Annotated in this window: 21 protein-coding genes; 10 read left to right on the plus strand and 11 right to left on the minus strand. The window is 46.7% G+C overall.

Going from position 1 to position 21,125, the window contains the following annotated elements; translation table 11 throughout:
* The first annotated feature begins 6 nt into the window (after nucleotides 1-6).
* From PAHA3_RS04350 to PAHA3_RS04380, 7 genes are all read left to right on the plus strand, one after another.
* Nucleotides 7-1,062, plus strand: a complete 1,056-nt coding sequence (locus tag PAHA3_RS04350) for an ABC transporter substrate-binding protein (protein ID WP_167350843.1) — start codon at nucleotides 7-9, stop codon at nucleotides 1,060-1,062.
* Between the two features lie 27 nt (nucleotides 1,063-1,089).
* Entirely contained in the window at nucleotides 1,090-1,866 is a 777-nt protein-coding gene (locus tag PAHA3_RS04355) for an ABC transporter ATP-binding protein (protein ID WP_062833628.1), read from the plus strand.
* A 17-nt stretch (nucleotides 1,867-1,883) separates the two neighbouring features.
* The gene (locus PAHA3_RS04360; RefSeq protein ID WP_062833629.1) at nucleotides 1,884-2,657 is read left to right on the plus strand and encodes an ABC transporter permease; all 774 of its coding nucleotides are present in this window, start codon (nucleotides 1,884-1,886) and stop codon (nucleotides 2,655-2,657) included.
* Nucleotides 2,658-2,885: 228 nt separating this feature from the next.
* Nucleotides 2,886-3,695 (plus strand): DUF92 domain-containing protein, encoded by an 810-nt coding sequence (locus tag PAHA3_RS04365; protein ID WP_062833630.1) that lies wholly within the window; start codon nucleotides 2,886-2,888, stop codon nucleotides 3,693-3,695.
* 12 nt (nucleotides 3,696-3,707) lie between these two features.
* Nucleotides 3,708-4,286 carry a TetR/AcrR family transcriptional regulator gene (locus PAHA3_RS04370; RefSeq protein ID WP_062833631.1) on the plus strand — a complete coding sequence of 193 codons (579 nt, stop codon included), beginning with the start codon at nucleotides 3,708-3,710 and terminating at the stop codon, nucleotides 4,284-4,286.
* 60 nt (nucleotides 4,287-4,346) lie between these two features.
* Nucleotides 4,347-6,278, plus strand: coding sequence for an ABC-F family ATP-binding cassette domain-containing protein (locus PAHA3_RS04375; RefSeq protein ID WP_062833632.1), 1,932 nt, complete (start codon nucleotides 4,347-4,349; stop codon nucleotides 6,276-6,278).
* A 162-nt stretch (nucleotides 6,279-6,440) separates the two neighbouring features.
* On the plus strand, nucleotides 6,441-7,379 hold the full coding sequence (locus tag PAHA3_RS04380) for a hypothetical protein (protein WP_062833633.1): 939 nt from the start codon (nucleotides 6,441-6,443) through the stop codon (nucleotides 7,377-7,379).
* Between the two features lie 124 nt (nucleotides 7,380-7,503).
* Here the strand turns inward: PAHA3_RS04380 and PAHA3_RS04385 are convergent, their stop codons facing one another.
* From PAHA3_RS04385 to PAHA3_RS04405, 5 genes are all read right to left on the minus strand, one after another.
* On the minus strand, nucleotides 7,504-8,544 hold the full coding sequence (locus tag PAHA3_RS04385) for a M42 family metallopeptidase (RefSeq protein WP_062833634.1): 1,041 nt from the start codon (nucleotides 8,542-8,544) through the stop codon (nucleotides 7,504-7,506).
* 112 nt (nucleotides 8,545-8,656) lie between these two features.
* Nucleotides 8,657-9,037 carry a LapA family protein gene (locus tag PAHA3_RS04390; RefSeq protein ID WP_062833635.1) on the minus strand — a complete coding sequence of 127 codons (381 nt, stop codon included), beginning with the start codon at nucleotides 9,035-9,037 and terminating at the stop codon, nucleotides 8,657-8,659.
* Nucleotides 9,038-9,169: 132 nt separating this feature from the next.
* Nucleotides 9,170-10,960, minus strand: coding sequence for an oligoendopeptidase F (pepF, locus tag PAHA3_RS04395; protein WP_062833636.1), 1,791 nt, complete (start codon nucleotides 10,958-10,960; stop codon nucleotides 9,170-9,172).
* 212 nt (nucleotides 10,961-11,172) lie between these two features.
* On the minus strand, nucleotides 11,173-11,358 hold the full coding sequence (locus PAHA3_RS04400) for a hypothetical protein (protein ID WP_062833637.1): 186 nt from the start codon (nucleotides 11,356-11,358) through the stop codon (nucleotides 11,173-11,175).
* A gap of 3 nt (nucleotides 11,359-11,361) precedes the next feature.
* Nucleotides 11,362-11,595, minus strand: coding sequence for a hypothetical protein (locus PAHA3_RS04405; protein WP_017689395.1), 234 nt, complete (start codon nucleotides 11,593-11,595; stop codon nucleotides 11,362-11,364).
* 162 nt (nucleotides 11,596-11,757) lie between these two features.
* Between PAHA3_RS04405 and PAHA3_RS04410 the strand changes: the two genes are divergently transcribed.
* Nucleotides 11,758-11,955 (plus strand): cold shock domain-containing protein, encoded by a 198-nt coding sequence (locus PAHA3_RS04410; RefSeq protein WP_017689394.1) that lies wholly within the window; start codon nucleotides 11,758-11,760, stop codon nucleotides 11,953-11,955.
* A gap of 154 nt (nucleotides 11,956-12,109) precedes the next feature.
* On the opposite strand, the gene PAHA3_RS04415 is transcribed toward PAHA3_RS04410, so the two are convergent.
* Both PAHA3_RS04415 and PAHA3_RS04420 read right to left on the minus strand, forming a co-directional pair.
* Entirely contained in the window at nucleotides 12,110-13,282 is a 1,173-nt protein-coding gene (locus PAHA3_RS04415) for an MFS transporter (RefSeq protein ID WP_062833638.1), read from the minus strand.
* A 40-nt stretch (nucleotides 13,283-13,322) separates the two neighbouring features.
* The gene (locus PAHA3_RS04420) at nucleotides 13,323-14,663 is read right to left on the minus strand and encodes a hypothetical protein (RefSeq protein WP_062833639.1); all 1,341 of its coding nucleotides are present in this window, start codon (nucleotides 14,661-14,663) and stop codon (nucleotides 13,323-13,325) included.
* Nucleotides 14,664-14,842: 179 nt separating this feature from the next.
* Here PAHA3_RS04420 and PAHA3_RS04425 point away from each other — a divergent pair, with 179 nt between their 5' ends.
* Together PAHA3_RS04425 and pfkA are read left to right on the plus strand one after the other, a co-directional pair.
* Nucleotides 14,843-15,922 carry a tetraprenyl-beta-curcumene synthase family protein gene (locus PAHA3_RS04425; protein WP_201028068.1) on the plus strand — a complete coding sequence of 360 codons (1,080 nt, stop codon included), beginning with the start codon at nucleotides 14,843-14,845 and terminating at the stop codon, nucleotides 15,920-15,922.
* A 53-nt stretch (nucleotides 15,923-15,975) separates the two neighbouring features.
* Nucleotides 15,976-16,947 (plus strand): 6-phosphofructokinase, encoded by a 972-nt coding sequence (gene pfkA / locus PAHA3_RS04430; protein ID WP_062833640.1) that lies wholly within the window; start codon nucleotides 15,976-15,978, stop codon nucleotides 16,945-16,947.
* 83 nt (nucleotides 16,948-17,030) lie between these two features.
* Here pfkA and PAHA3_RS04435 read toward each other — a convergent pair whose 3' ends face one another.
* The 4 genes from PAHA3_RS04435 to PAHA3_RS04450 all read right to left on the minus strand — a co-directional run bounded on the left by PAHA3_RS04435 (nucleotide 17,031) and on the right by PAHA3_RS04450 (nucleotide 21,115).
* Complete coding sequence (locus PAHA3_RS04435) at nucleotides 17,031-18,383, minus strand: MATE family efflux transporter (RefSeq protein WP_062835972.1); 1,353 nt, start codon at nucleotides 18,381-18,383, stop codon at nucleotides 17,031-17,033.
* 205 nt (nucleotides 18,384-18,588) lie between these two features.
* A complete protein-coding gene (locus tag PAHA3_RS04440; protein ID WP_062833641.1) occupies nucleotides 18,589-19,770 on the minus strand; it encodes a putative glycoside hydrolase in 1,182 nt (393 codons plus the stop codon).
* A gap of 159 nt (nucleotides 19,771-19,929) precedes the next feature.
* Nucleotides 19,930-20,118 carry a hypothetical protein gene (locus PAHA3_RS04445; protein ID WP_029880762.1) on the minus strand — a complete coding sequence of 63 codons (189 nt, stop codon included), beginning with the start codon at nucleotides 20,116-20,118 and terminating at the stop codon, nucleotides 19,930-19,932.
* 175 nt (nucleotides 20,119-20,293) lie between these two features.
* Nucleotides 20,294-21,115 carry a YitT family protein gene (locus PAHA3_RS04450; RefSeq protein WP_062833642.1) on the minus strand — a complete coding sequence of 274 codons (822 nt, stop codon included), beginning with the start codon at nucleotides 21,113-21,115 and terminating at the stop codon, nucleotides 20,294-20,296.
* Between the last annotated feature and the right edge of the window lie 10 nt (nucleotides 21,116-21,125).

The raw sequence follows: 21,125 nt of genomic DNA on the forward strand, positions 1-21,125 counted from the left end.
AGAATCATGACTAGATCGAATGGGGTGTATATTGTGAGAAAACCATCCATAGTAAATGGCATATTGATATTATTCCTGGCTACGGCACTCCTATTATCTGGATGCAGTTCAAACGCAGCAGGTTCGGGAACCCAAGCCGCTACCGGCAAAAATGCCGATAATGTAAAAATTCGAATCGCAGATACGAGTACCAATCCCACGTTCAGGGTAGCCATTGCCAAAGGTTTCTTTGAAAAAAGGGGCATTGATGCAGAAAGTATTACGTTTGGTTCGCCGGCTGAAGGTGTAAATGCACTATTTATCAAACAGGTAGATATTGCGTATGGGGCCGATTTCCCCGTTTTGAATGCTCTGGCTAAAGGAGAATATTCAGTGATCGCTTCTGCAGGTCAGGCTACTGATGAAGCGGCAGCCGCCTGGAAGCTATATGCAAGGGAAGGAATTCAGAGCGGAGCGGATTTGAAAGGCAAGAAAGTGAGTTTCATTCGAGGTACATTTATTCCGTATCTATGGGATGAATATTTGAAAGATCAGGGATTAGCGCTCAGTGATGTGACGCAAATTGGTCAGGGGGCTTTTGATGAGTCCTACATCGCACTGAAACAGGGAGACCTTGATGCCACTTGGGTAATCGGTTCCGCGTTAACTGATAAATTCGATGCACTCGAAGGAGTGCATCAGCTGACGGATATGTCCGAAACGCCTATACGCCTTGGTATGGGACTGATATCGAGTAATGAATTCATTCAGGCGAATCCCGAAACAGTAAGTGATTTTCTTGCGGCGCTTGATGAGGCATCCACGTATGCACAAGCGCATCCTGAAGAGGTTGCAGATCTGATGTATAAAGAGACCAAACAGCCTAAAGATGCCACGTTGAAAGACCTTCCAATCAATCCATGGGAAGTTGGATTTACGCAGGCCTCTTATGATAGTTTGGCAGGTCAGAAGCAATATATGGTGGATACCGGAATCATTGAGCAGGATTTTGATCTCGATACCAAACTGAATCTGACTTCTCTCCAACAGGCGCTACCGGATAAAGTGACTTATAGTAAATAATTTATATTCGAATGGGAGGTGTCCGTTATGTCTTTACCTGCAACTCAGCATACCATTCATATTGAACAGCTGCGGAAAACGTATCATGCCCCGAGCAATGGGGATGTGCATTATATCATTAAGGATGTCGATCTGGTCATCAAGGGAGGAGAATTCTTTGTCCTGCTTGGTCCCAGCGGGTGCGGGAAGTCAACGCTGCTGAACATGATCGCGGGTTTTATCTCCAAGTCGGGTGGACAGCTCAAGGTGGACAACAAGGAGATTGACAGACCGGGTAGGGATCGGGCGATGGTATTCCAGCAGGCGGATTCGTCTCTCTTTCCATGGTTAACTGTGAGGGAGAATGTTGAATTCGGGCTTCGAATGTCCAAGGTGCCTAAGACACAACGACGTGAGATCTCTGATCGTTACATTCAGCTTGTTGGACTGAGTGCTCATGAGGGCAAATTTCCAAAAGAGCTATCAGGTGGTATGAAGCAGCGGGTTCAATTGGCCCGGGTACTTGCGAATGACTCGGCGATCTTGCTGATGGATGAGCCATTCGGTGCACTGGACGCGATGACGCGGCGGACCATGCAGAAGGAACTGGTGAATATCTGGAAAGAAACTCATAAGACCGTTATTTTTGTCACCCACGATATTCAGGAAGCACTGTTGCTTGGTGAGCGCATAGGCATTATGTCCGTAGGTCCATCTTCGAATATAACGGATATTTACCACAACAACTTACCTTACCCGAGGAACATCGCCTCGTCTGAGTTCAACACTTTGTATGACCGAATTCAAGGCCACTTTGAAGAATAACTGAGGTGATATGTGAGATGAAATGGTTGGAGAAAAAATGGGTGTCAATCCCGCTTCTATGGGTAACGGTCATCTTAATCTGGCAGCTCGGTGCCCTCATCTATGGGCCTGACGTAATCCCTGGTCCGTGGCACACGATTCTGGGAGCACGTGAACTGATTGCTGATGGTACCCTGATGCAGTATATCGGAATCAGCTTCACTCGTGTATTGGCGGGCTGGGTACTCGGAAGCATCATTGCTATCCCGGTAGGGCTGATTATTGGCAAAGTTCATCTCATCCGGCTGTTCGCGGAACCGTTCCTTAACTTTATACGTTTTATCCCGCCGATCGCCTTTATTACCTTATTTCTGGTGTGGTTCGGTATTGGAGAACAATCTAAGATCGCGCTTATTATGTACGCAACCTTCTTCATTGTTGTGCTGAATACACTGACAGGTGTACTCTCCGTTGAAGAAGATAAAATCCGGTCGGCCCGCAGTATGGGAGCTAATGAACGGCAGATTCTGCTGCATGTGATTGTTCCGGCAACAACCCCGTATATCTTCACGGGTGTGAGACTGGCGATGGGAACTTCTTATATGGCCATAATCGGTGCTGAGATGATTGCCTCGAATGAGGGAGTCGGTTACTTGATCTGGAATTCAAGACTCTTTTTCCGGACGGATTGGATCTTTGTCGGGCTGATTTCCCTGGGCTTTATGGGATTCCTGACGGATCGATTGTTCAACTGGTTTGGTCGCAGAGTACTCTACCGATATGGAGTCATTGGAGGAGCAAAGCGGGTCTGAATTAGAACCTAGGAACACCGAATTACAGACGTTACTTGAAAAGGGAAGATATCTTGTTTTAACGTTTAATCAATAACCTGTTTTGGTACTTCTACACGAGGCCAAAACAGGTTTTTTGTGTGCTGGCGTAAGGAGTTTCGGCATTGGCATCAAACCGTGGTATAATTGAATTTCAAAAATACAATAAACGTCATGCGGGCTGTACATACGCTGCATGCAGGAGACATTATGGATTGGATTATTGGCGCCGTATGCGCTTCTATGGTGGCAGGTGCTGCCTATGCAAAAAAGTCGCTAACCCTGTCTGGCTGCCTGGCAGCCATCATGATGGGAACGATATATTACGGAGCGGGTAACCTGTTCTGGTTTGGCACGTTATTGTTGTTTTTCATTACTTCAACGTTGCTCTCCAGATTTCGTAAAGATCGGAAGCAGGAGCTGGAGAAATCCTATGCCAAGTCAGGAAATCGGGATGCCGGACAAGTGATGGCTAATGGTGGGATGGGCATGTTCCTATGTCTGGGATACTGGATCTTTCCACATCCGGCATGGGTATATGCTTTCATTGGAGTAATGGCTACCGTTACATCAGATACATGGGCAACCGAACTTGGGAGTCTCAGTCGCAAGCCGCCGCGCTCTGTTCTCACATGGAAGGTACTTACGCCAGGTGCTTCAGGAGGTGTCTCACTTCTCGGCACCGTGGCTGCAGCCGTAGGCGGGGCACTGATTGGTGCGGGAGCATTCTTGTTTTCCTGGATCGCCGGGATAGAAGGGCTTGGTCTGTTTAGTTGGACTTTTGTCGGCCTTGTAGGTGGGTTGGCAGGTGCTTTTGCCGATTCCTATCTGGGCGCAACGGTGCAGATGATGTATCGTTGTACCGTGTGTGGCCGTGAAGTTGAGGTACATGAACATTGCGGGCATCCGACGGTTCGGGCTCGTGGCTGGGCATGGATGAGTAACGACCTGGTGAACGTGCTTAGCTCGGTGATCGGTGGATGTGTGGCGATTGGTTTAGGTAACATTTTGGCGTTGTAAGGGGGAGTACATTTGAGCACGGTACAGGGAGACAAATCGGAGGCTATTTTGGATGCGGCCTATGGAATTTTTGGCTCGAAAGGTTTTTATGAGACGAAAATGTCTGATATTGCAGACGAAGCGGGCATCGCAAAAGGCACCATTTACTTATATTTCAAAAGCAAGGAACAATTATTTATCGCAGTATCCAAGCGCGACTGTAACAGCTTTATCAGCCGCCTTGAATATGCTTTGAACTCGCATGAGAACACAGGTGATAAACTTGGAGCAATAGCCAAGACACATCTTACGTATTATTATGAGCGCCGCAATCATACCAAGCTCTTTTTTATGGCACCCAATAATGATCCGGATCTGATGAAATTCATGAAGGCATTTATGAATCAATACATGAGCATGGTGTGTGAAGTACTGGAAAGTGCAAATGTACCTGAGCCTGTATTACTCGCTGAAGCCTACATTGGAATTCTGGACCGGCTGAAGATGGATATTATGTTGAATCCGGAGTTCAATGAAGAACATCTGAACAAACGAATTGCTTTTGCAGCAGCATTGTTTCTGGACGGATGCCGTTCTTTTTTACAAGTGTAAAGTGATTGCACAGATGTACATGATATTGAATTTTAATTTACAGAGAAGTGGGTACGAGCAATGAACATAATGACGGTAGAGCAAATTGCAAAAAGTTATGGCGAAAAAATATTGTTCAAGGATGCTTCATTTGGCATGGCTGATCAGGACAAGATTGGTGTCGTTGGGGTAAATGGGACCGGTAAATCTACGTTCTTGCGTGTGATTTCTGGTATGGAACCTGCAGATGCGGGACAGATCTCGATCGGTAATGACGTACGTATTCAGTTCCTGGCACAGAATCCGGATTTCAATCCGGATAATACGGTACTGCAACAAGTATTCGAAGGTGACAGCATGGAAATGAAAACCGTGCGTGAATATACGGAAACGATGGAATTAATGGAACTGAATTCGTCCGATCAAGCCTTGCAAGAGCGGTTATTACGCTTAAATCAGCAAATGGAGCAGCTTCAGCTCTGGCAGATGGAGAGCGAAGCGAAGAGCATTTTGTCCAAACTGGGTATTCGTCAATTCGATGCACTGATGGGCACATTGTCTGGTGGACAACGCAAAAGGGTAGCACTCGCTGCTGCGCTGATTCATCCTTGCGAACTGCTCATTCTGGATGAGCCGACGAACCATATTGATAACGATTCGGTCGTTTGGTTGGAGCAGTACTTGCAGAAGCGCCGCGGCGCACTGCTTATGATTACGCATGATCGGTATTTCCTGGATCGTGTGGCGAATGTCATGCTGGAATTGGATCATGGACGTTTGTTCCGATACGAAGCCAACTATACACGTTTCCTGGAATTGAAAGCGGAGCGGGAAGAACGGGAAGCCTCTTCCGAACAGAAGCGTAAGAACCTGCTTCGGACAGAGCTTGCGTGGATTCGTCGTGGTGCCAAGGCACGGACAACGAAACAAAAAGCGAGAATTGATCGCTTCGAGCAACTTAAAGATCAACAAGGAATCCAGCGCTCAGGTTCATTGGAAGTATCGGTTGGCTCCACTCGTTTGGGTAAAAAGATTCTGGAGATCGAACATCTTTCCAAATCCGTGGGTGGCCGCAAGCTGATCGAAGATCTGAGTTATATTGCCGTACCTGGAGATCGGGTAGGGATTGTCGGACCGAATGGTAGTGGTAAGTCCACGTTGTTACAGATGATATCTGGCAAGTTGGAACCCGATGCAGGCGTGGTTGACGTCGGTCCTACGGTCAATCTGGGCTACTTCACACAGGAGCATCAGGAGATGGATGAAACTCTTCGTGTGATTGAGTACATCAAGGAAGTTGCCGAGAATGTGAAAACAGCCGATGGCTCTCTGATTACAGCATCCCAGATGCTGGAGCGGTTCCTGTTTACCCCAGCCTCCCAGTGGACGCCAATCTCCCGTCTCTCAGGTGGAGAGAAGCGTCGTCTATATCTGCTGCGTGTGCTGATGGCTGCGCCGAATGTATTGCTGCTGGATGAGCCGACGAATGATCTGGACATCCAGACACTCGCTGTACTTGAAGACTATCTGGATGATTTCCCTGGTGTTGTCTTTGTGGTATCCCATGATCGCTATTTCCTTGATCGTACTGTGGATAAAGTGTTGTCTTTTGAGGGCAACGGTGCTGTACGTGTACACGTCGGCGACTACAGTGAATATGCGGAATGGATGCTAAAAAATGCGCCTGGAGCTGCTCAAGAGAGTGACACAGGAGCAGCGAAGGTGAAGCAGTCATCGGAGAAAACGGCTCCCGCTGTGTCAGCGGCTAAACCGAAGTTGAAATTCAGCTTCAAGGAGCAACGTGAATACGACCAGATTGATGAAAATATTGAAAAGGCTGAAGCCAATCTTGTCCGGATTAATAAAGAGATGGAAGAGTCATTTAGTGATTCTGCCCGTCTTCAGGAGTTGATGGCTGAGCAGGTTGAGGCGGAGCGTCATCTGGACGAATTGATGGAACGCTGGACCGTTCTGAATGAACTTGCAGAGCAGATTGAACAGAGCAAGTCTTGATTTATGAGTAATCATCGCCCTTTCTTCCTTAGTGACGTTATGTCGCATAGGAGGAGAGGGTGTTTTTTTGTCTGCGAATTTGCGATTTAATGTGAAACGTTTAGTATATTCATTACGTTGTATAAGTAAAGAATTCCATAGAAGGGAGAGAACACCACACTTATGTATAAGGAAATTAATGAACAGTTGGCAGTGCTCAAGGAAAAGGGGAGAATTTACGAGAAATGGACCAAGCGTCTGGAGAAGCTTCAAACGGAGGAAAGCGAATGGGAAGCAAAGGTAAAGCGTCGGCTGGAGCATCTCCAGAAGGAGCAGAAGGACGTTGATCGACTGAACAGTATGACATTGTCAGCATTTTTCTATCAACTGATTGGCAAGAAGACAGAGCAGCTGGAGAAGGAAGAGCTGGAACTCATGGAGAGCAAGGCTGCATACGACACTGCTTGTCGCATGTTACAAGACGTACAGGAGCAACGCATTCATGTGGAGCAGGAGTTGGAGGGCGGGCGGCAGTATCAGTACTGGCAGAGTGACTACAACGCTCTGTGGGGGAAGAAGGAAGGGCGTCTGCTGGACCGGGATGAGGAATTGCAACAGATGGCTGAGAATAGGGAGCATCTGGCGAGCGAGCTACAGGAACTGGATGAAGCTTTCCGGGAGGGAGAATACCTGCTCTATGCCCTTGAGCGTGCAGAGAAGGCATTGGCTTCGGCAGGCAATTGGGGCGTATATGACATGATGGGTGGTGGGGTGATCTCCACACATATCAAGCGAGGACGAATGGATGATGCGCAGGTCGCGATCATGGATGCAGGTAAGCGTCTGCGACGTTTTCAGAAGGAACTGGAGGATGTCGAGATGGCAGTACACGCGGATCTGCATCTGGGAGGCCTGCTTTCATTCGCAGACTATTTCTTCGATAACCTCTTCGTGGACTGGATGGTTCAGGACAAGATTCGCAAAGCCGAACGTCAGGTGAAGGATGGACTGAGCGCGGTTCGGAAAACCATGCATGTGTTGAGAGATGAAATGCGTGACCATAAGGCAGAGTTAGAGATATTGGATCATAAATATCATGCATATGTGGAACAGGCAGATTAAGAGACATGACAAAAAAGGACACTTCCGATTGTGCACCGATTTACTGTGCTTGGAAGTGTCCTTTTTGGTTAGACAAGACATATAGATGTCATCCATCATGATTTCGTAGGTAATGGATTCTGTTTTACTTGGTTGTAATGTAGGAAGCGAGCAAACGCGCCGTATTCAGGACAGCATCCTTATGTGTACGCTCCATGGAATGAGATGCGTGGACCCCTGGACCGATCAGTGCGGCTCGGATATTGTTTCCACCGCGTAATGCTGCACTGCCATCGGAGCCATACTGGGGATAAATGTCCACGACGTAATCCATGCCATCTTGTTTGGCCAGTTCAATGAGACGGCTGGTCATATCATAGTCATACGGGCCAGAAGAGTCCTTGGCACATATGGAAACGTCGGTTTCTTTACAACTGAGGTCATCACCCATCGCACCCATGTCTACAGCGATCATTTCACTGATTTCCGCAGGGATATATGATGCGCCATGTCCGACTTCTTCATAGTTCGAGATGAGCAGAGAGACGTTATGTAATGGTTTCCAGCCCTCACGATGTGCAGACTCAAGGATGCCGAACAGCGCAGCTACACTGGCTTTGTCATCCAGGTGACGTGATTTGATATAACCACTCGGCGTGATGACTGCACGAGCATCGAAGGAGATAAAGTCACCGACAGCGATCCCGAGTTTCAACACATCTTCCTTAGAGGAGACGACTTCATCGATGCGAACTTCCATATGGCTCTCGGTCCGTTCAAAGGTTCGTGCATCTGGATAGACGTGTACAGAAGGGTGAAGGGAGAGAATGGTACCTGTATATGTTTTTCCATCCCGAGTATGGATGCTGCAGTACTCGTTTTCGATACTTTGCATGGAAAATCCACCAACAGAGGTCAGTTTTAATGTGCCATAAGATGTAATGGAGCGCACCATGGCCCCTAGCGTATCCACGTGGGCGCTCAAAGCAATCGTCTTGGACGAATCCTGCCCAGGCAATGTAAGTACTGCACCGCCCTTGTTATTCAGCTCACAGGCGATGCCCAGTGATTCTGCTTCCTCGCGGATCATCTCAATAATATGATGGGTGTACCCACTTGGACTTGGTGTGTCCAGCAATTTTTTCAGAAAAGACAGTACGTAAGATTCATCAATCGTAAAACTCATTGTTTAATTTCCTCCTTGGAACGTGGGTATGGTGTGAAACAAAATACAGCCTGTCTGGGGGAGCGAATGTGATACGACCATTCCTGACTCGCCAGCAGGCTGACTCTGTTGGTTACAATGTCCCCGTAGGGTTTCCTTTGCGCTGACTCTGAATCGAATCATTTTCCAATAAGCTGTCCGGTTCTTTTGAGTCCAGAGAATCCATCGTTTTGAAAGAATCGAGCGAAGATTTGCTTGCCGTCGAATTTTCCAATTCAGATACACGCAATTTCAATTGCTTGTTCTCACGTTGCAATCGGTATTGGCGATAGATGCCATATGACCCTACAATAATTCCACCGATCAGGGTACAACCGAGAATGAGCAAGATCAGCGGAATCTGTACCGTGTTAAATAACAGGTTCACTTGTACGGAATCCACATTAATGACCGCAAAGATCCCCGTGAGCAGTGCAAAAACGAGACCTGCTATGAGTGCCCATTGCATTTTCATGGTGTTGCCTCCTTGTTGAACAATTGAGAACTAGATATGCATTACCCATATTCGGGTATGTTGCATCTTGTATTGATGATAAAATCCCCTGCCCAAACGGGCAAGGGATACAGGTCACATGGAAAGACAACCTTATTTGGTTAGCTGCTCCATCTGTTGAATCAATTCCTTGAAGACACTCATAGCTTCACGAATCGGCTGTGGTGTAGACATATCCACACCGGCTTTTTTCAGAATGTTGATGGAGTAATCACTGCCACCGCTCTTCAGGAAGCCAAGATAACGGTCAACAGCCGGTTGGCCCTCTTCCAGGATTTGCTTGGAGAAGCTTGTCGCTGCGGAGAAGCCTGTAGCATATTTGTAAACGTAGAAGCTGTTATAGAAGTGGGGAATACGAGCCCATTCCATTTCAATATCTTTGTCGACAACCATGTCTTTACCGTGATATTTAACGTTCAGATCATAATAGATCTCGGATAACAATTGTGGTGTTAATGCGTCACCTTGTTCGGCACGCTCATGAATGATTTTCTCGAATTCAGCAAACATGGTCTGACGGAATACCGTTGTACGGAATTGATCGGCATAATAGGTCAACAGATACAATTTTTCCTTCGGATCTGTTGATTTGTTAAGCAGATAATCCATGAGCAACGCTTCGTTGGTTGTAGATGCAACTTCAGCAAGGAAAATGGTATACTGCGCATCGCGATACGGAAGTGTTGTATCCGAGTAATGTGAATGCAGAGCGTGACCCATTTCATGTGCCAATGTGAACATGCTGTTCAGGTTATCTTTGTGATTCAACAAGACATATGGGTGAGTGCCGTAAGCGCCCCAGGCATAAGCACCTGAACGTTTATTTTCATTCTCATATATATCGATCCAGCGGTTATCATATCCAGTCTGCAATGCGTCTGCATAGTCCTTACCGAGTGGTGTCAGGCCATCTTTGACAGTTTGTTTCGCTTCCTCATACGTAATATCCATTTTGTACTCATCTACGAGCGGAGCGAACAGGTCATACATGTGCAATTGATCCACACCAAGCAACTTTTTGCGCAGGTCCATATAACGATGTAATAACGGAAGGCTCTCGTGAATGGTGTCTACCAGATTGGTATACACATCCGTTGGAATGTTATCTCCATAGAGGGACATTTCCATTACGGAAGGGTACTTCCGTACATTGGCATAGAACATATTTTTGGTTACATTCGCATTTAGGGCAGCCGCAATTGTATTCTTCTGTTTGGCATAGGTTTCGTATACCGCTTTGAAGGCACGTTCGCGAACTTCACGATTCGGATTCTCAAGGAATTGAATGTAGCTGCCGTGTGTCAGCTCAACTTCATTACCATGTTCATCCTTGATTCTCGGAAACTTGAGATCGGCGTTATTCAACATGCTAAAGATCGTCTGTGGTGCTTGTGAAAGGTTGCCTACCTGAGCAAGCAAAGCCTCCTCGGTTTGGCTAAGAACGTGGGCTTTTTCCCGTTTCATCTCTTCCAACGTAAATGTATATGCTGAGAGTTTTTCGTTCGCAATGAACGCGTCCAACTCATCGTCAGGAAGGGAGAGAATCTCCGGTGTGACAAAAGAAAGTGCTTCACCAACCCGTACGCCTAATTTCTGGGCTTTTTGGGACAGGTTTTGATATGTAGGATTCGCTGTGTCTTCATCTTGATGCATACGTGCATACACAAAGAGGCGTTCTATTTTGAGGCTGATCTCATCTTCGAACTCGAAGCAAGATTTGAGTACGTCAGGTTGATTCAGTTTGCCTTGAAATTCGGAGGCCTTCTTGGTCAAAGACGATACTTCTTCATATTCCTGATCCCAGGCATTCTGATCGGCAAATAAATCTTCCAGTTTCCAGCTATGCTCGGCTGGCACCTCGGAACGTTTCAATAATTGACTCATGGAAATCCTCCTTTGATGATCTGATGAATGGTTGGACGAAGCTGCCTTCGTCGCGCTCGCTTGTGCGGAGAGAGACGAAGGAATCAGACTAAGTACCAGTATAACAGATAGCGATTTTTGGTATTTCAACGGCCTTCCTCCTTACGATACGAATAATCTCGTATAGTATGACCTTAGACACGTTGAAATATTTGAGCATCAGGGTCCCGTGATTAGGTTCCCATGTTATACAAGAAATAAACGATCAGGAAAAAGGCGAAACAAATGAGCAGGGTAGCAATAAGCGCCATTCCCCGTCTTAGTCGATCCGGGATGGAATTGCGTCCCAGAATAAGCACAATACCAAGGGAAAAGGCAAGGATAATAAAGATGACGACATTGCTTGAGTCAAGCGGCATGGGTTAGACCCCTTTGAAGGCAGCCATCAATTGACGCCATTCATCCTCACGGTTCTCAAAATCTGCTTTTGGGAAACGGCGTTCAGCCCAGTGCATTAACGCAGGACGGCTAAGGAAAGTATGGCATTCTTCGCCCCACTCTTCCGAAATTTCTCGCAGTACGAGATATTTGCCCTGAACTTCTACAGTCATCATATTCCACTTGTCTGTTTTGTATATTTCATGTTTTTTTATCATAGGTAGTCTCCAAACTAACGGTTTTGGTAAAATGATACCGTACCCTACGATTCAAAGCAAATTTTTTCGACATTTATGGAAAGATAAATTGCAAATTGGAAGCCCATACAGTATAATAAGGGTATTCGCCATAGATGGCGATATTTTTAGGAGGTTTTTCATTTGAAAGGTACAGTTAAATGGTTTAACGCAGAAAAAGGCTATGGCTTTATTTCAGTTGAAGGCGGCGAGGACGTATTCGTACATTTCTCCGCAATCCAAGGAGACGGCTTCAAAACATTGGAAGAAGGTCAAGCGGTAGAATTCGAAATCACTGATGGAAACCGTGGTCCTCAAGCAGCTAACGTAAACAAACTGTAAGAATTTATCCGGCTAACGGACTTCTTATACATGATAAATTAATAGCTGAATATTAAGAACCCAAGCACAGTCCCCTCAAGGGAGGCTGTGCTTTTTTTGATTCTACATTTTGGGTGCGAATATCCGTTGCATACGGTGTGGGTTCCCTGTGTTTTCAAGACGCACGATGAGTCATGCTGGACCATAACTTTAATCCGAAACCGATCAGGGCAACCAGGGAGAAAGCCATGGCGGTGAGATAGAAGGTTTGTCTGCCTGCATGTTCCAGTATCAGTCCGCCCAACGTGCCACTTAGCAATCCCGAGGCACTGGACCACACGATAGTGAACAAAGCCATACCTGTAGCTCTGTAGCTGTCGGGAACAAGGCGAATGATGTAGCGGACAGCGGTAACGTAGAAAATACCGAAGGTAACGCTGTGCATCGTCTGAATGGCAACGACAGCTGCAGGTGTATCGGATATGGACATGAGAAGCAAACGAACCGTATACATCAGTGCAGCAAAAGCAATAAGCGGCAGTTCTTTATACCGGTTTCCATACTTGCTAAGCAGCAGGAATATGGGGATCTCACTTACGGAAGAGATCAGCAAAGACCAACCGATCAGCCCCTCGCTGGCACCCAGCTCTTTTAGCGTGATGGTAAGAAAAGCTTCGTTCATCCGATGTCCCATGGCTAGCAAAAATACACAGCCAAAAAAGGTGAGCACATCTCTGCGTTTCAAAATAGCCCATAGCCCCGAAAGATCCATTTTACTACTACTTCCCGAAGGTTGATCCTTCAATTGAAAACTGATAAGTAATGTTGTCGCAGCGAGACCGACACAAACCCAGATCGTCCATCCTGGACCAAAAGATCCAAGGAAGTACCCGATACTTAATGCGAAGAAGGCATACCCGATCGATCCGAAGACTCGAATGGAAGTGAAATTTCGACCATACTTGCTGGCTGTTGTGATAGCCATCGTATCGGAGAGTGGATAGACCGGATAATAGAAAAAGTAAAACAGGGTCACGAGTACAAATACCTGACCGAAAGTCGTTGCATTGGCGAGCATGATACCTGTAATCAATTGACCACCAAGCAGAATGATCATCACTTTGCGCACCGTTTGGTAGCGGTCGCTGGCCATGCTCCAAAACATATTGGAAAACACAGAGATGAGGGGCCCGATTCCGTAAAGGTAACCGATCTCCGCCCGGCTAAAGCCCAGATGACTAAAGTAAAGCTGGAAATAGGATACCACCAGAACGGTGGAACCGAAGATGGTGAACATGAGAGCCCGCAGCCAGTTCTGATCCGGGCGGGCGTTGTGACTTAATTTCATGATGAGAGACTCCAATCCTGATAACAGTTCAATGATTTTATTACCCTTTCAGGGATGATGATTTACTGGTAGACGGCACGGACATTGTAGGTTCTTGCTGCGTACGCCGGATAACAAGCCAGACAATGATAAGTTCGGCGAGCAGGCCAAGGGATTGGGCAACAGCACCAATCATGCCGTTCCAGGCAGGAAAAATACTAACAAGAATAAGCAGCACAATTACCGTGCAGATGGCATTCGCCGTTTGTGAACGAAACATCGTTTTCGTCTGACCGCGGAGAAGAATGATGCCATTGCTGAAATCCAGAAAAGGGAAGATCAGCGGAAATAAGACGAACGCACGCAGTGTCCAGAGACTTTGTTCCAACAATTCACCCTGCACGCTCATGACATTTTCGAATACCCATGGTCCCAGGGGGGTATAGGCAATCGACACCGTCATTGCAAACGGGATAAATCCGGTGACAAGCGCGAATTTCCGTACCAGTTTGGCGTCTACAAGGTAGAAATTAAGCACGATCTGATGGATGTATGTAAAAAAGCTTAGCATTAACTGCATCAGACTGCTTGCTATGGCAAAGGAAGAAATGGCTAGTGCAATCCCGGTCGTTTTGCCAAGTACGATGTTAATGACCGGTCCTATAAACAGCGCGACAAAGCTGGATAACAACAGCGGCTTATAAAAGCGAAATACGTCTCCCTTGCTCTCGACGGGATGATCCTCTAGCTTGGCGGGCATCTTGCGCTTGATGCTGTTTCCCTCCAAAAAGCTGACCAGCGCTTCAATCATCATGCCAGCAGCAAAAATGATAGCGCCTACACGTCCGCTGTCAATGCTGTCTGTATATATGAAATACAGGGATAGTCCATACATGCCGGCTAAACGGAATACCATGCCAATTGTTAACCACTTGGTTCGGTTATTCGTAATGATGATCCCTTGATAAATGTTGCGGATCACCGAAAAGATACTCACATACATGAGGATTTCATATACATCGATGACTTTGTTCAGCAGATCCGGACTAACACCAAACAGGTATTTGAATACCCCAGTACCTACAGGAGAGTAAACGATGAGAAAACCGATGAGAAGTACACAGGCAAGAAATATTTTGGTCACAAACGTGAGGGCCTGAAAGGAAAGGCGATCGCGAACCAGTGCGGAACAGGTTTGCCGCAGCAGGGTGGAGGGGCGTTCGGTGAGGGTTAACAAGCTACCGGCGATAGCATAGCTGGCAATAACCGTCTCGGGATGAGCGGAACGTGCTAATGTGCTGTTTATAATGACGTGAGAAATGGTGACGAGAGAGGCGGAAATGCCAAGTGGCACAAAAAAAGAAAATAACCGTCTCCACGAAAGTGATTCACTTGACGACATGTCAACGACTCCTTTGATGGATGAAATATGCCTAGTATATCACAAAGCTTTGAACGCCGATGCGATTTTTTGTGCGGAATATGCGGCAGATCATTTGTACAATTAAGGGGATCATATTATAATAGGAATGGTTAAAAATCGCTCTAATACGTATTCAACCAAGTGGAGGCACATTTATTTTGAGCCAATCAAATCGAAAACGTCATCAATATCCGCGTGGACCGCTGGCATTGATGAGAGGGGTGTACAAATACACCATTCCGGAAACACGGAAGGCATTGAATGGATGGCGTGCCCAAGCTGAGACGATTCCGAATGAGGAATTGCGTACACAGGCACTTGCCAGTCTGAAGGATAAGCAGTTTCACTGTGAAGGCGGAACCGTCTACGCTTTAGCTGATTTGCCCAACAGACACATTCTGATTCCGCTGATCGTTTCATATCAAACTATTAGTGATTATTTGGACAATCTGTGCGACCGCAGCACCTCGATGGACCCGGATGACTTTCGTCTTCTCCATCAATCCATGCTTGATGCGGTAGATCCCGAAGCAATTCCCGTCAATTATTATGCCCTCCGTGAGGAGCAGGATGACGGTGGATATCTGCGGAATCTGGTGACCACATGTCAGGAACTGACCCGTCAGTTACCAGGCTATGCGTCCGCCAAGCCCCAAATTCAGGATCTGGCAGGCCTATACACGGACCTGCAGGTATATAAGCATATCAAGCCGGAACTGAGAGAAACGGCACTGCTCGAATGGTGGTCGGAGCACCGTCATCGCACACCTCAGTTTCGTTGGAACGAATTTGCTGCTGCAACTGGCTCTACACTGGGCGTATTCATGCTGTTTTTGGCTGCGAGTGACGATCAGTTGACCGAAGAGCAAGCGGCCTCGATCCACACGGCCTACTTCCCACATGTATGCGCATTGCACATTATGCTCGATTACTTAATTGATCAGGATGAGGACCGCATCGGGGGAGATCTCAACTTCTGCAACTATTATGAGAATGTTGAGACAATGCTGGACCGAATTGCTTTTATTGTGGAGATGGCACGCAGCGATGTGCAGAAGATTCCGGGAAGCTCCTTTCACCGGATGATCATCGAAGGACTAATTGCCATTTACCTGTCTGATCCCAAAGTCAGCGAACAGCAGGAAGTTCGCGTCGTGTCCAAACGTCTGATGAAGAATAGTCCAATGACAAGAATATTTTTCTTCATTTTCAGTCGCTGGATACGGAAAAATATGTAAGTCAGGTGTGTTGTTGCGGAGCCTGAAGTGAAACTAGAGGAGGAAGAAACATCATGACAGCAGTAAAGAAAATCGCAGTATTAACGAGCGGTGGTGATTCACAGGGGATGAACGCAGCTGTTCGTGCGGTTGTTCGCAGCGGACTGTTTCACGGTCTCGAAGTGTACGGAGTCCAACGTGGATACCAGGGTCTTTTGAATAATGACATTTTCCCAATGGATTTGCGTAGTGTAGGGGATATCATTCAACGTGGGGGAACGGTTCTTCAATCGGCACGTTGCAAAGAGTTCTACACCGCTGAAGGTCAGCAAAAAGGGGCGGACATTCTGCGTGCGCGTGGCATTGACGGTCTGGTTGTTATCGGTGGAGATGGTTCCTACAACGGAGCGAACAAACTGAGCAAGCTGGGTATTAACACCATGGGTCTGCCAGGAACCATTGATAACGACATTTCATTCACTGACTATACGATCGGATTCGATACAGCTGTAAGCGTAGTGGTTGATGCGGTGAACAAATTGCGTGACACAATGTCTTCACACGAACGTTCTTCCATCGTTGAAGTTATGGGTCGTCACTGTGGTGATATCGCTCTGCATGCCGGACTTGCTTCGGGCGCTGAAACGATTCTTGTTCCAGAAGTCCCGTTTGACATGGACGAAGTGGCAGATCGCATGAAAGCCAACTTTGCACACGGTAAACGTCACAGTATTATCATCGTTGCTGAAGGCGTGGGCAAGGGTGAGGATGTAGCGAAAGAATTGATGGAACGTTGCCCGACGTATGAGCCGCGTGTAACCGTTCTGGGTCACATTCAGCGTGGCGGTACGCCAACACCTTTCGACCGTAACCTGGCAAGCCGTCTGGGCGACTTCGCTGTTCGCAGTCTGATTGCAGGCGAGACTGACAAAGGTTGTGGCATTATCAAGGGTGAGCTTACCCTGACGGATATCGATAAAGTGGTTAACACGAAAAAAGATTTCGATATGGAGACTTACGAGCTTGCACAACGTTTGTCCCAATAATTCGATTCATAAGCAAAGAGCACAATCCCCTATGGACGAGGATTGTGCTCTTTTTGTTGTTTTCAGGATTTAGTACAACGATGCTACGCCTTGCGGAGTGCGGCTTGTTTTTGTACCAGGAAGAGTCTCCAGAGAAGCGCTGTTGCTCCTACAGCGAGCCCGGCAATGAGTCCGATCCAATATCCAAAGGCGCCAAGTGAAGTATACGTAGCTGTAAAATAACCTACAGGCAGACCAATGATCCAATACGCAACGAACGTAATAATCAGTGCGGGATTAACATCTTTGTAGCCACGCAATGCTCCTTGGGTCGGTGTGGCAATTGCATCCGAGATCTGAAAGAAGATCGCGTAGATGAGGAAATGTTGCGTAAGTGCAATGACCTCTCGATCGTTTGAATATACGCCTGCAATCTGTTCGCCAAACACAATCAACACAATAGCTGTCAGTAGTGAAAGCCCGATGGCTCCACCAATTCCAAGCAGGCTGTATTGTTTGGCGTCTCTCAGACGTCCTGCACCTGCTTCAAAGCCCACAAGGATCGTAAGAGCCATACATATGCTCACAGGCAACATGTAGAGCGTAGAAGCGAAGTTCAGTGCCGCCTGATGGGCAGCGATCGTTGTGGTGTCAAAACGGCTCATCATTAAAGTTACAGCAGCGAAGATGGACGTTTCAAAAAAAGTCGCGAATCCAATCGGCACACCAATCTTGAGTAACTCTTTCCACTTCGCCAAGGATACACGGGTCCATTGACGGAAAATACCGTATTTGGCGAAAGGTTCGACCCGATGCACAAAAAAGAGACTAATGAGAAAAATGAGCCAGTACGTACAAGCTGTAGCGACTCCAGCACCAACACCGCCCAATTGAGGGAAACCCCAACGGCCGAATATCAGCAAATAATTCAAAAAGATGTTAACGGGGAGAGAGACTAACGTAATGAACATCGTAGTCCGCGTCTGGCCGAGTGCATCCATGAAGCTGCGCAGCACCGTATATCCGAAGAGTGGGATAATGCCAAAAGCGAGTGCACACAGAAAATAGAAGGCGACTTGGGCAACTCGGGGTTCCAGAGGCATTCCGTTTAGTATAGGACCAAGTAACAACGCCCCAGCTCCGATAACGACGAGACTGACCGCAATTCCGAGATACAACGCCTGTATGACGTTATACCCGATCTGATCATTACGTTTGGAACCTAACAGATGTGAAACGACAGGTGTTATACCGATTAAAATCCCACTTAGTCCAGTTTGAACCGGCATCCACAGACTTGTACCGATTGCAACGCCTGCAAGGTCGGCCGGGGAAAACTTGCCTGACATATTCGTGTCGAAGAACGACATGGCCGAGAGGGCGATTTGAGTGGTGAAGATGGGCAAAAATATAATCAGGAATTGCTTCACTTTTTGTGAAAAGCTTGTTGTGTTCATGTTCACTGGCAGTGCCTCGCTATTCTAAAGAGATGTCATCCAAGTGTCATATATGGACAGCTATTTATTGTAGTGGATTTTGTTGAGTTTGAATAGGGACAGAAGCAGAGTAGGGGTGTACAGAAAAAAATCAGCACCAAAAAAACCTCGCTCCGCTTCAAGCGGAACAAGGTTGGATGAATACAGAAATATGAAAGAGTGCGGATTACTTATATTGTACACCTGACGTGTATCGGTTGGAGGCATTCCAGAGCAGATATTCATGCACATCCATGTCTTTCATTGCTCTAATCTGGTCCTCCACTTGTTTCTTGCCATACTTGATATAATGTCCACTGCCCAGCCAGCTTGCTGTGAAGTCCTGGATCCACGGACGAATGACGGGTTTGAGATCCTTCGTAGGGTCCAGTTTCTTGTGTGTGTCTTGCATCGAGCCCTTGATGGTCGTGTAAGGATCTTTGTCAGGGTCCTTTACCCCATACCAGCCAGTTGAATAGTGACTCGGGTATACCATGGGTGAGATGACATCCACATTTTCCGATATTTTAACAAAGTCCTGTCCAATACCTTCAGCCGCAGGTACAGAAGCTGCATAACCAAAAATATCAACCGAGACACGAACACCTAGCGGTGCCAGTTCCTTACGTGCATATTGCACGAATTCAGCCACAACATCGACGCGTGACTTGTCGGATTTGGTATATTTCAGTACATCGGCACGAGTTTCGAACCCTTCCGGGAAACGAACATAGTCAAACTGTATCTCTTTGAAACCAAGTTTGGCCGCTTCCTTGGCAATCTCAATATTGTAGTCCCATACTTCCTTGCTGTACGGATTCACGAAGCTATCGCCCTTGCCATTCGCCCAAACGGATCCATCCTTGTTTCGGAAGGAAAGCTCTGGATTCTTCTTGGCAAGAATGGTGTCTTTGAATACAACGACACGTGCAATGGGGTAGACCTCGTGTTTTTGTAATCGTTTCATCAAGGCATCGATATCGCGAATAAAGGGTTGCGATTTGCCCATTTTCTGTAGCGCTTTGTTTTCTGTGGGATAAGTTATGTATCCGAGATCGTCTTTGATATCGATGACCATGGCATTCAGTTCTGTACTGTCTGTCAGATCCAGCAATTCATTCATACGTGCGCCGCCGGCGCTGTAGGCCGTTACATAAATACCTTTGACCACGGGTGCGTCAGGTTGTGGATCGATTTTGGCAGGTGGATTATCGGCATCAATAACGACCTGATCTTTTTGAGATTGGATAATTGCGGTGTTGAAACTGTTGGTTAACGATTGGAACTGGGGATTTCCCTGGTCCGCCACTGCGGGGGCACCACCAAAGCTTCCAAAGGCCATAGCCAGTAAAGCCCAAAACATGTTCATTCATTTCCACTCCCTTATGTGCATTCCATGTATGAATTATACATTAAAGCCTCTGGGCTTTTAACCATATTAATCAAGTAATGAAACACATGGAAAAAATGAAAACCGCTTCCTGCTGAGGAAATCCCCAGCAAGAAGCGGCGCGATCAATCTAAAAAATTATTGAATGTAAATCTCATTTTGATGCTCACAAATACTGTACTGAATGATTTCCATTGCGTCTCCCTGTTCCAGGATGCCCAGCCCATCCCGGAGGACAATCAGTGAGTCGAGTTCATTCGGTTTCAAGAAAGGGAGCATTTCCGGGCACCATCTGTTGACAATCTCAAACAGTTTTACCGTTTCCATATCCACATTAATCACCCTTTCCTACTCGAATTCCAAAATGGTAAGTCATTCGGCGCGATTCGGGAAAGCATATGGCCTGTGAAAATTGAAGGGTTGAACCTGCTATACAACATATTTAGGAGCCGTACACCGTTATTATACCACAATGTTGTGAATTGTTAACCGTACATGTGTCTCAACTTCTGCGGAATGAACCCATAACACCAACCGTTTCCACAATGTTAACAAAGGCTTTTGGATCTGTTTCCTTGATAATACGTTTGATTTCAACCAATTCGTAACGGGTTGTAACGGTCATGAGCATGTCCTTTTCAATATCCGTGTATGCCCCTTGAGTCTTGATTTTGGTAACTCCGCGAGGCCGAACCAGTAATTTTCCCAACATGGCTTCGGTTTCGTTGGTAATAATGTACAGTGTTACTTTGACGTGACTGATGTGGATCAGATCCAGCACCTTGCCTGTAATATAGATGGATACCATGGAGGCCAGAGCTATATTCCAGTTATCACTCAGATATCCTGCAAGCAAAATGATTGCACCGTTCATGCCGGCCATTACTGTACCAATCGGAAAGTCTCGATTACGTGTGAAAATGGAACCGACAATGTCCAGACCGCCTGTGGAGCCGCCGACTCTGAAGGAAACGCCAGTGCCCAGTCCAATAAGCACACCACCAAATACAGAGCTTAACAAAGGGTCTGTAGCCACAGCAAAAACAGGCAGAAGCGCGATGAACCAAGAAGTGGCTGCTACCGAGAGAATACTTAATGTAATGAAACGACGTCCAAGAATAAACCAACCTGCAATGAGCAGGGGAATGTTAAGAACAAAATACATTATACTAAGATTCAACGTTGTAAAATAACCCAGAAGCATTGAAATACCGGACACCCCGCCGCTTAAAAGCTGATGGGGGACCAAAAACCAGTTAAAGCCGCAGGCAATAGCTGCAGCACCCAAAATGATCACTAAAGAGTGCCAAATTATTTTGGGCAATTTAATCACC

It is taken from the genome of Paenibacillus amylolyticus (genome assembly GCF_001570725.1).
In the GTDB taxonomy this organism is placed as follows: Bacteria; Bacillota; Bacilli; order Paenibacillales; family Paenibacillaceae; genus Paenibacillus; species Paenibacillus amylolyticus_A.

Excerpts from the sequence above, each read along its gene's own strand:
- PAHA3_RS04445 (WP_029880762.1), bottom strand. The coding sequence starts at position 20,118 with ATGGAAACGGTAAAACTGTTTGAGATTGTCAACAGATGGTGCCCGGAA.
- PAHA3_RS04385 (WP_062833634.1), bottom strand. The coding sequence starts at position 8,544 with ATGAGTTTTACGATTGATGAATCTTACGTACTGTCTTTTCTGAAAAAA.
- PAHA3_RS04380 (WP_062833633.1), top strand. The coding sequence starts at position 6,441 with ATGTATAAGGAAATTAATGAACAGTTGGCAGTGCTCAAGGAAAAGGGG.
- PAHA3_RS04420 (WP_062833639.1), bottom strand. The coding sequence starts at position 14,663 with ATGTCGTCAAGTGAATCACTTTCGTGGAGACGGTTATTTTCTTTTTTT.
- PAHA3_RS04390 (WP_062833635.1), bottom strand. The coding sequence starts at position 9,037 with ATGAAAATGCAATGGGCACTCATAGCAGGTCTCGTTTTTGCACTGCTC.
- PAHA3_RS04440 (WP_062833641.1), bottom strand. The coding sequence starts at position 19,770 with ATGAACATGTTTTGGGCTTTACTGGCTATGGCCTTTGGAAGCTTTGGT.
- pfkA (WP_062833640.1), top strand. The coding sequence starts at position 15,976 with ATGACAGCAGTAAAGAAAATCGCAGTATTAACGAGCGGTGGTGATTCA.
- PAHA3_RS04350 (WP_167350843.1), top strand. The coding sequence starts at position 7 with ATGACTAGATCGAATGGGGTGTATATTGTGAGAAAACCATCCATAGTA.
- PAHA3_RS04355 (WP_062833628.1), top strand. The coding sequence starts at position 1,090 with ATGTCTTTACCTGCAACTCAGCATACCATTCATATTGAACAGCTGCGG.
- PAHA3_RS04360 (WP_062833629.1), top strand. The coding sequence starts at position 1,884 with ATGAAATGGTTGGAGAAAAAATGGGTGTCAATCCCGCTTCTATGGGTA.
- pepF (WP_062833636.1), bottom strand. The coding sequence starts at position 10,960 with ATGAGTCAATTATTGAAACGTTCCGAGGTGCCAGCCGAGCATAGCTGG.
- PAHA3_RS04405 (WP_017689395.1), bottom strand. The coding sequence starts at position 11,595 with ATGATAAAAAAACATGAAATATACAAAACAGACAAGTGGAATATGATG.
- PAHA3_RS04400 (WP_062833637.1), bottom strand. The coding sequence starts at position 11,358 with ATGCCGCTTGACTCAAGCAATGTCGTCATCTTTATTATCCTTGCCTTT.
- PAHA3_RS04375 (WP_062833632.1), top strand. The coding sequence starts at position 4,347 with ATGAACATAATGACGGTAGAGCAAATTGCAAAAAGTTATGGCGAAAAA.
- PAHA3_RS04435 (WP_062835972.1), bottom strand. The coding sequence starts at position 18,383 with ATGAACACAACAAGCTTTTCACAAAAAGTGAAGCAATTCCTGATTATA.
- PAHA3_RS04415 (WP_062833638.1), bottom strand. The coding sequence starts at position 13,282 with ATGAAATTAAGTCACAACGCCCGCCCGGATCAGAACTGGCTGCGGGCT.
- PAHA3_RS04365 (WP_062833630.1), top strand. The coding sequence starts at position 2,886 with ATGGATTGGATTATTGGCGCCGTATGCGCTTCTATGGTGGCAGGTGCT.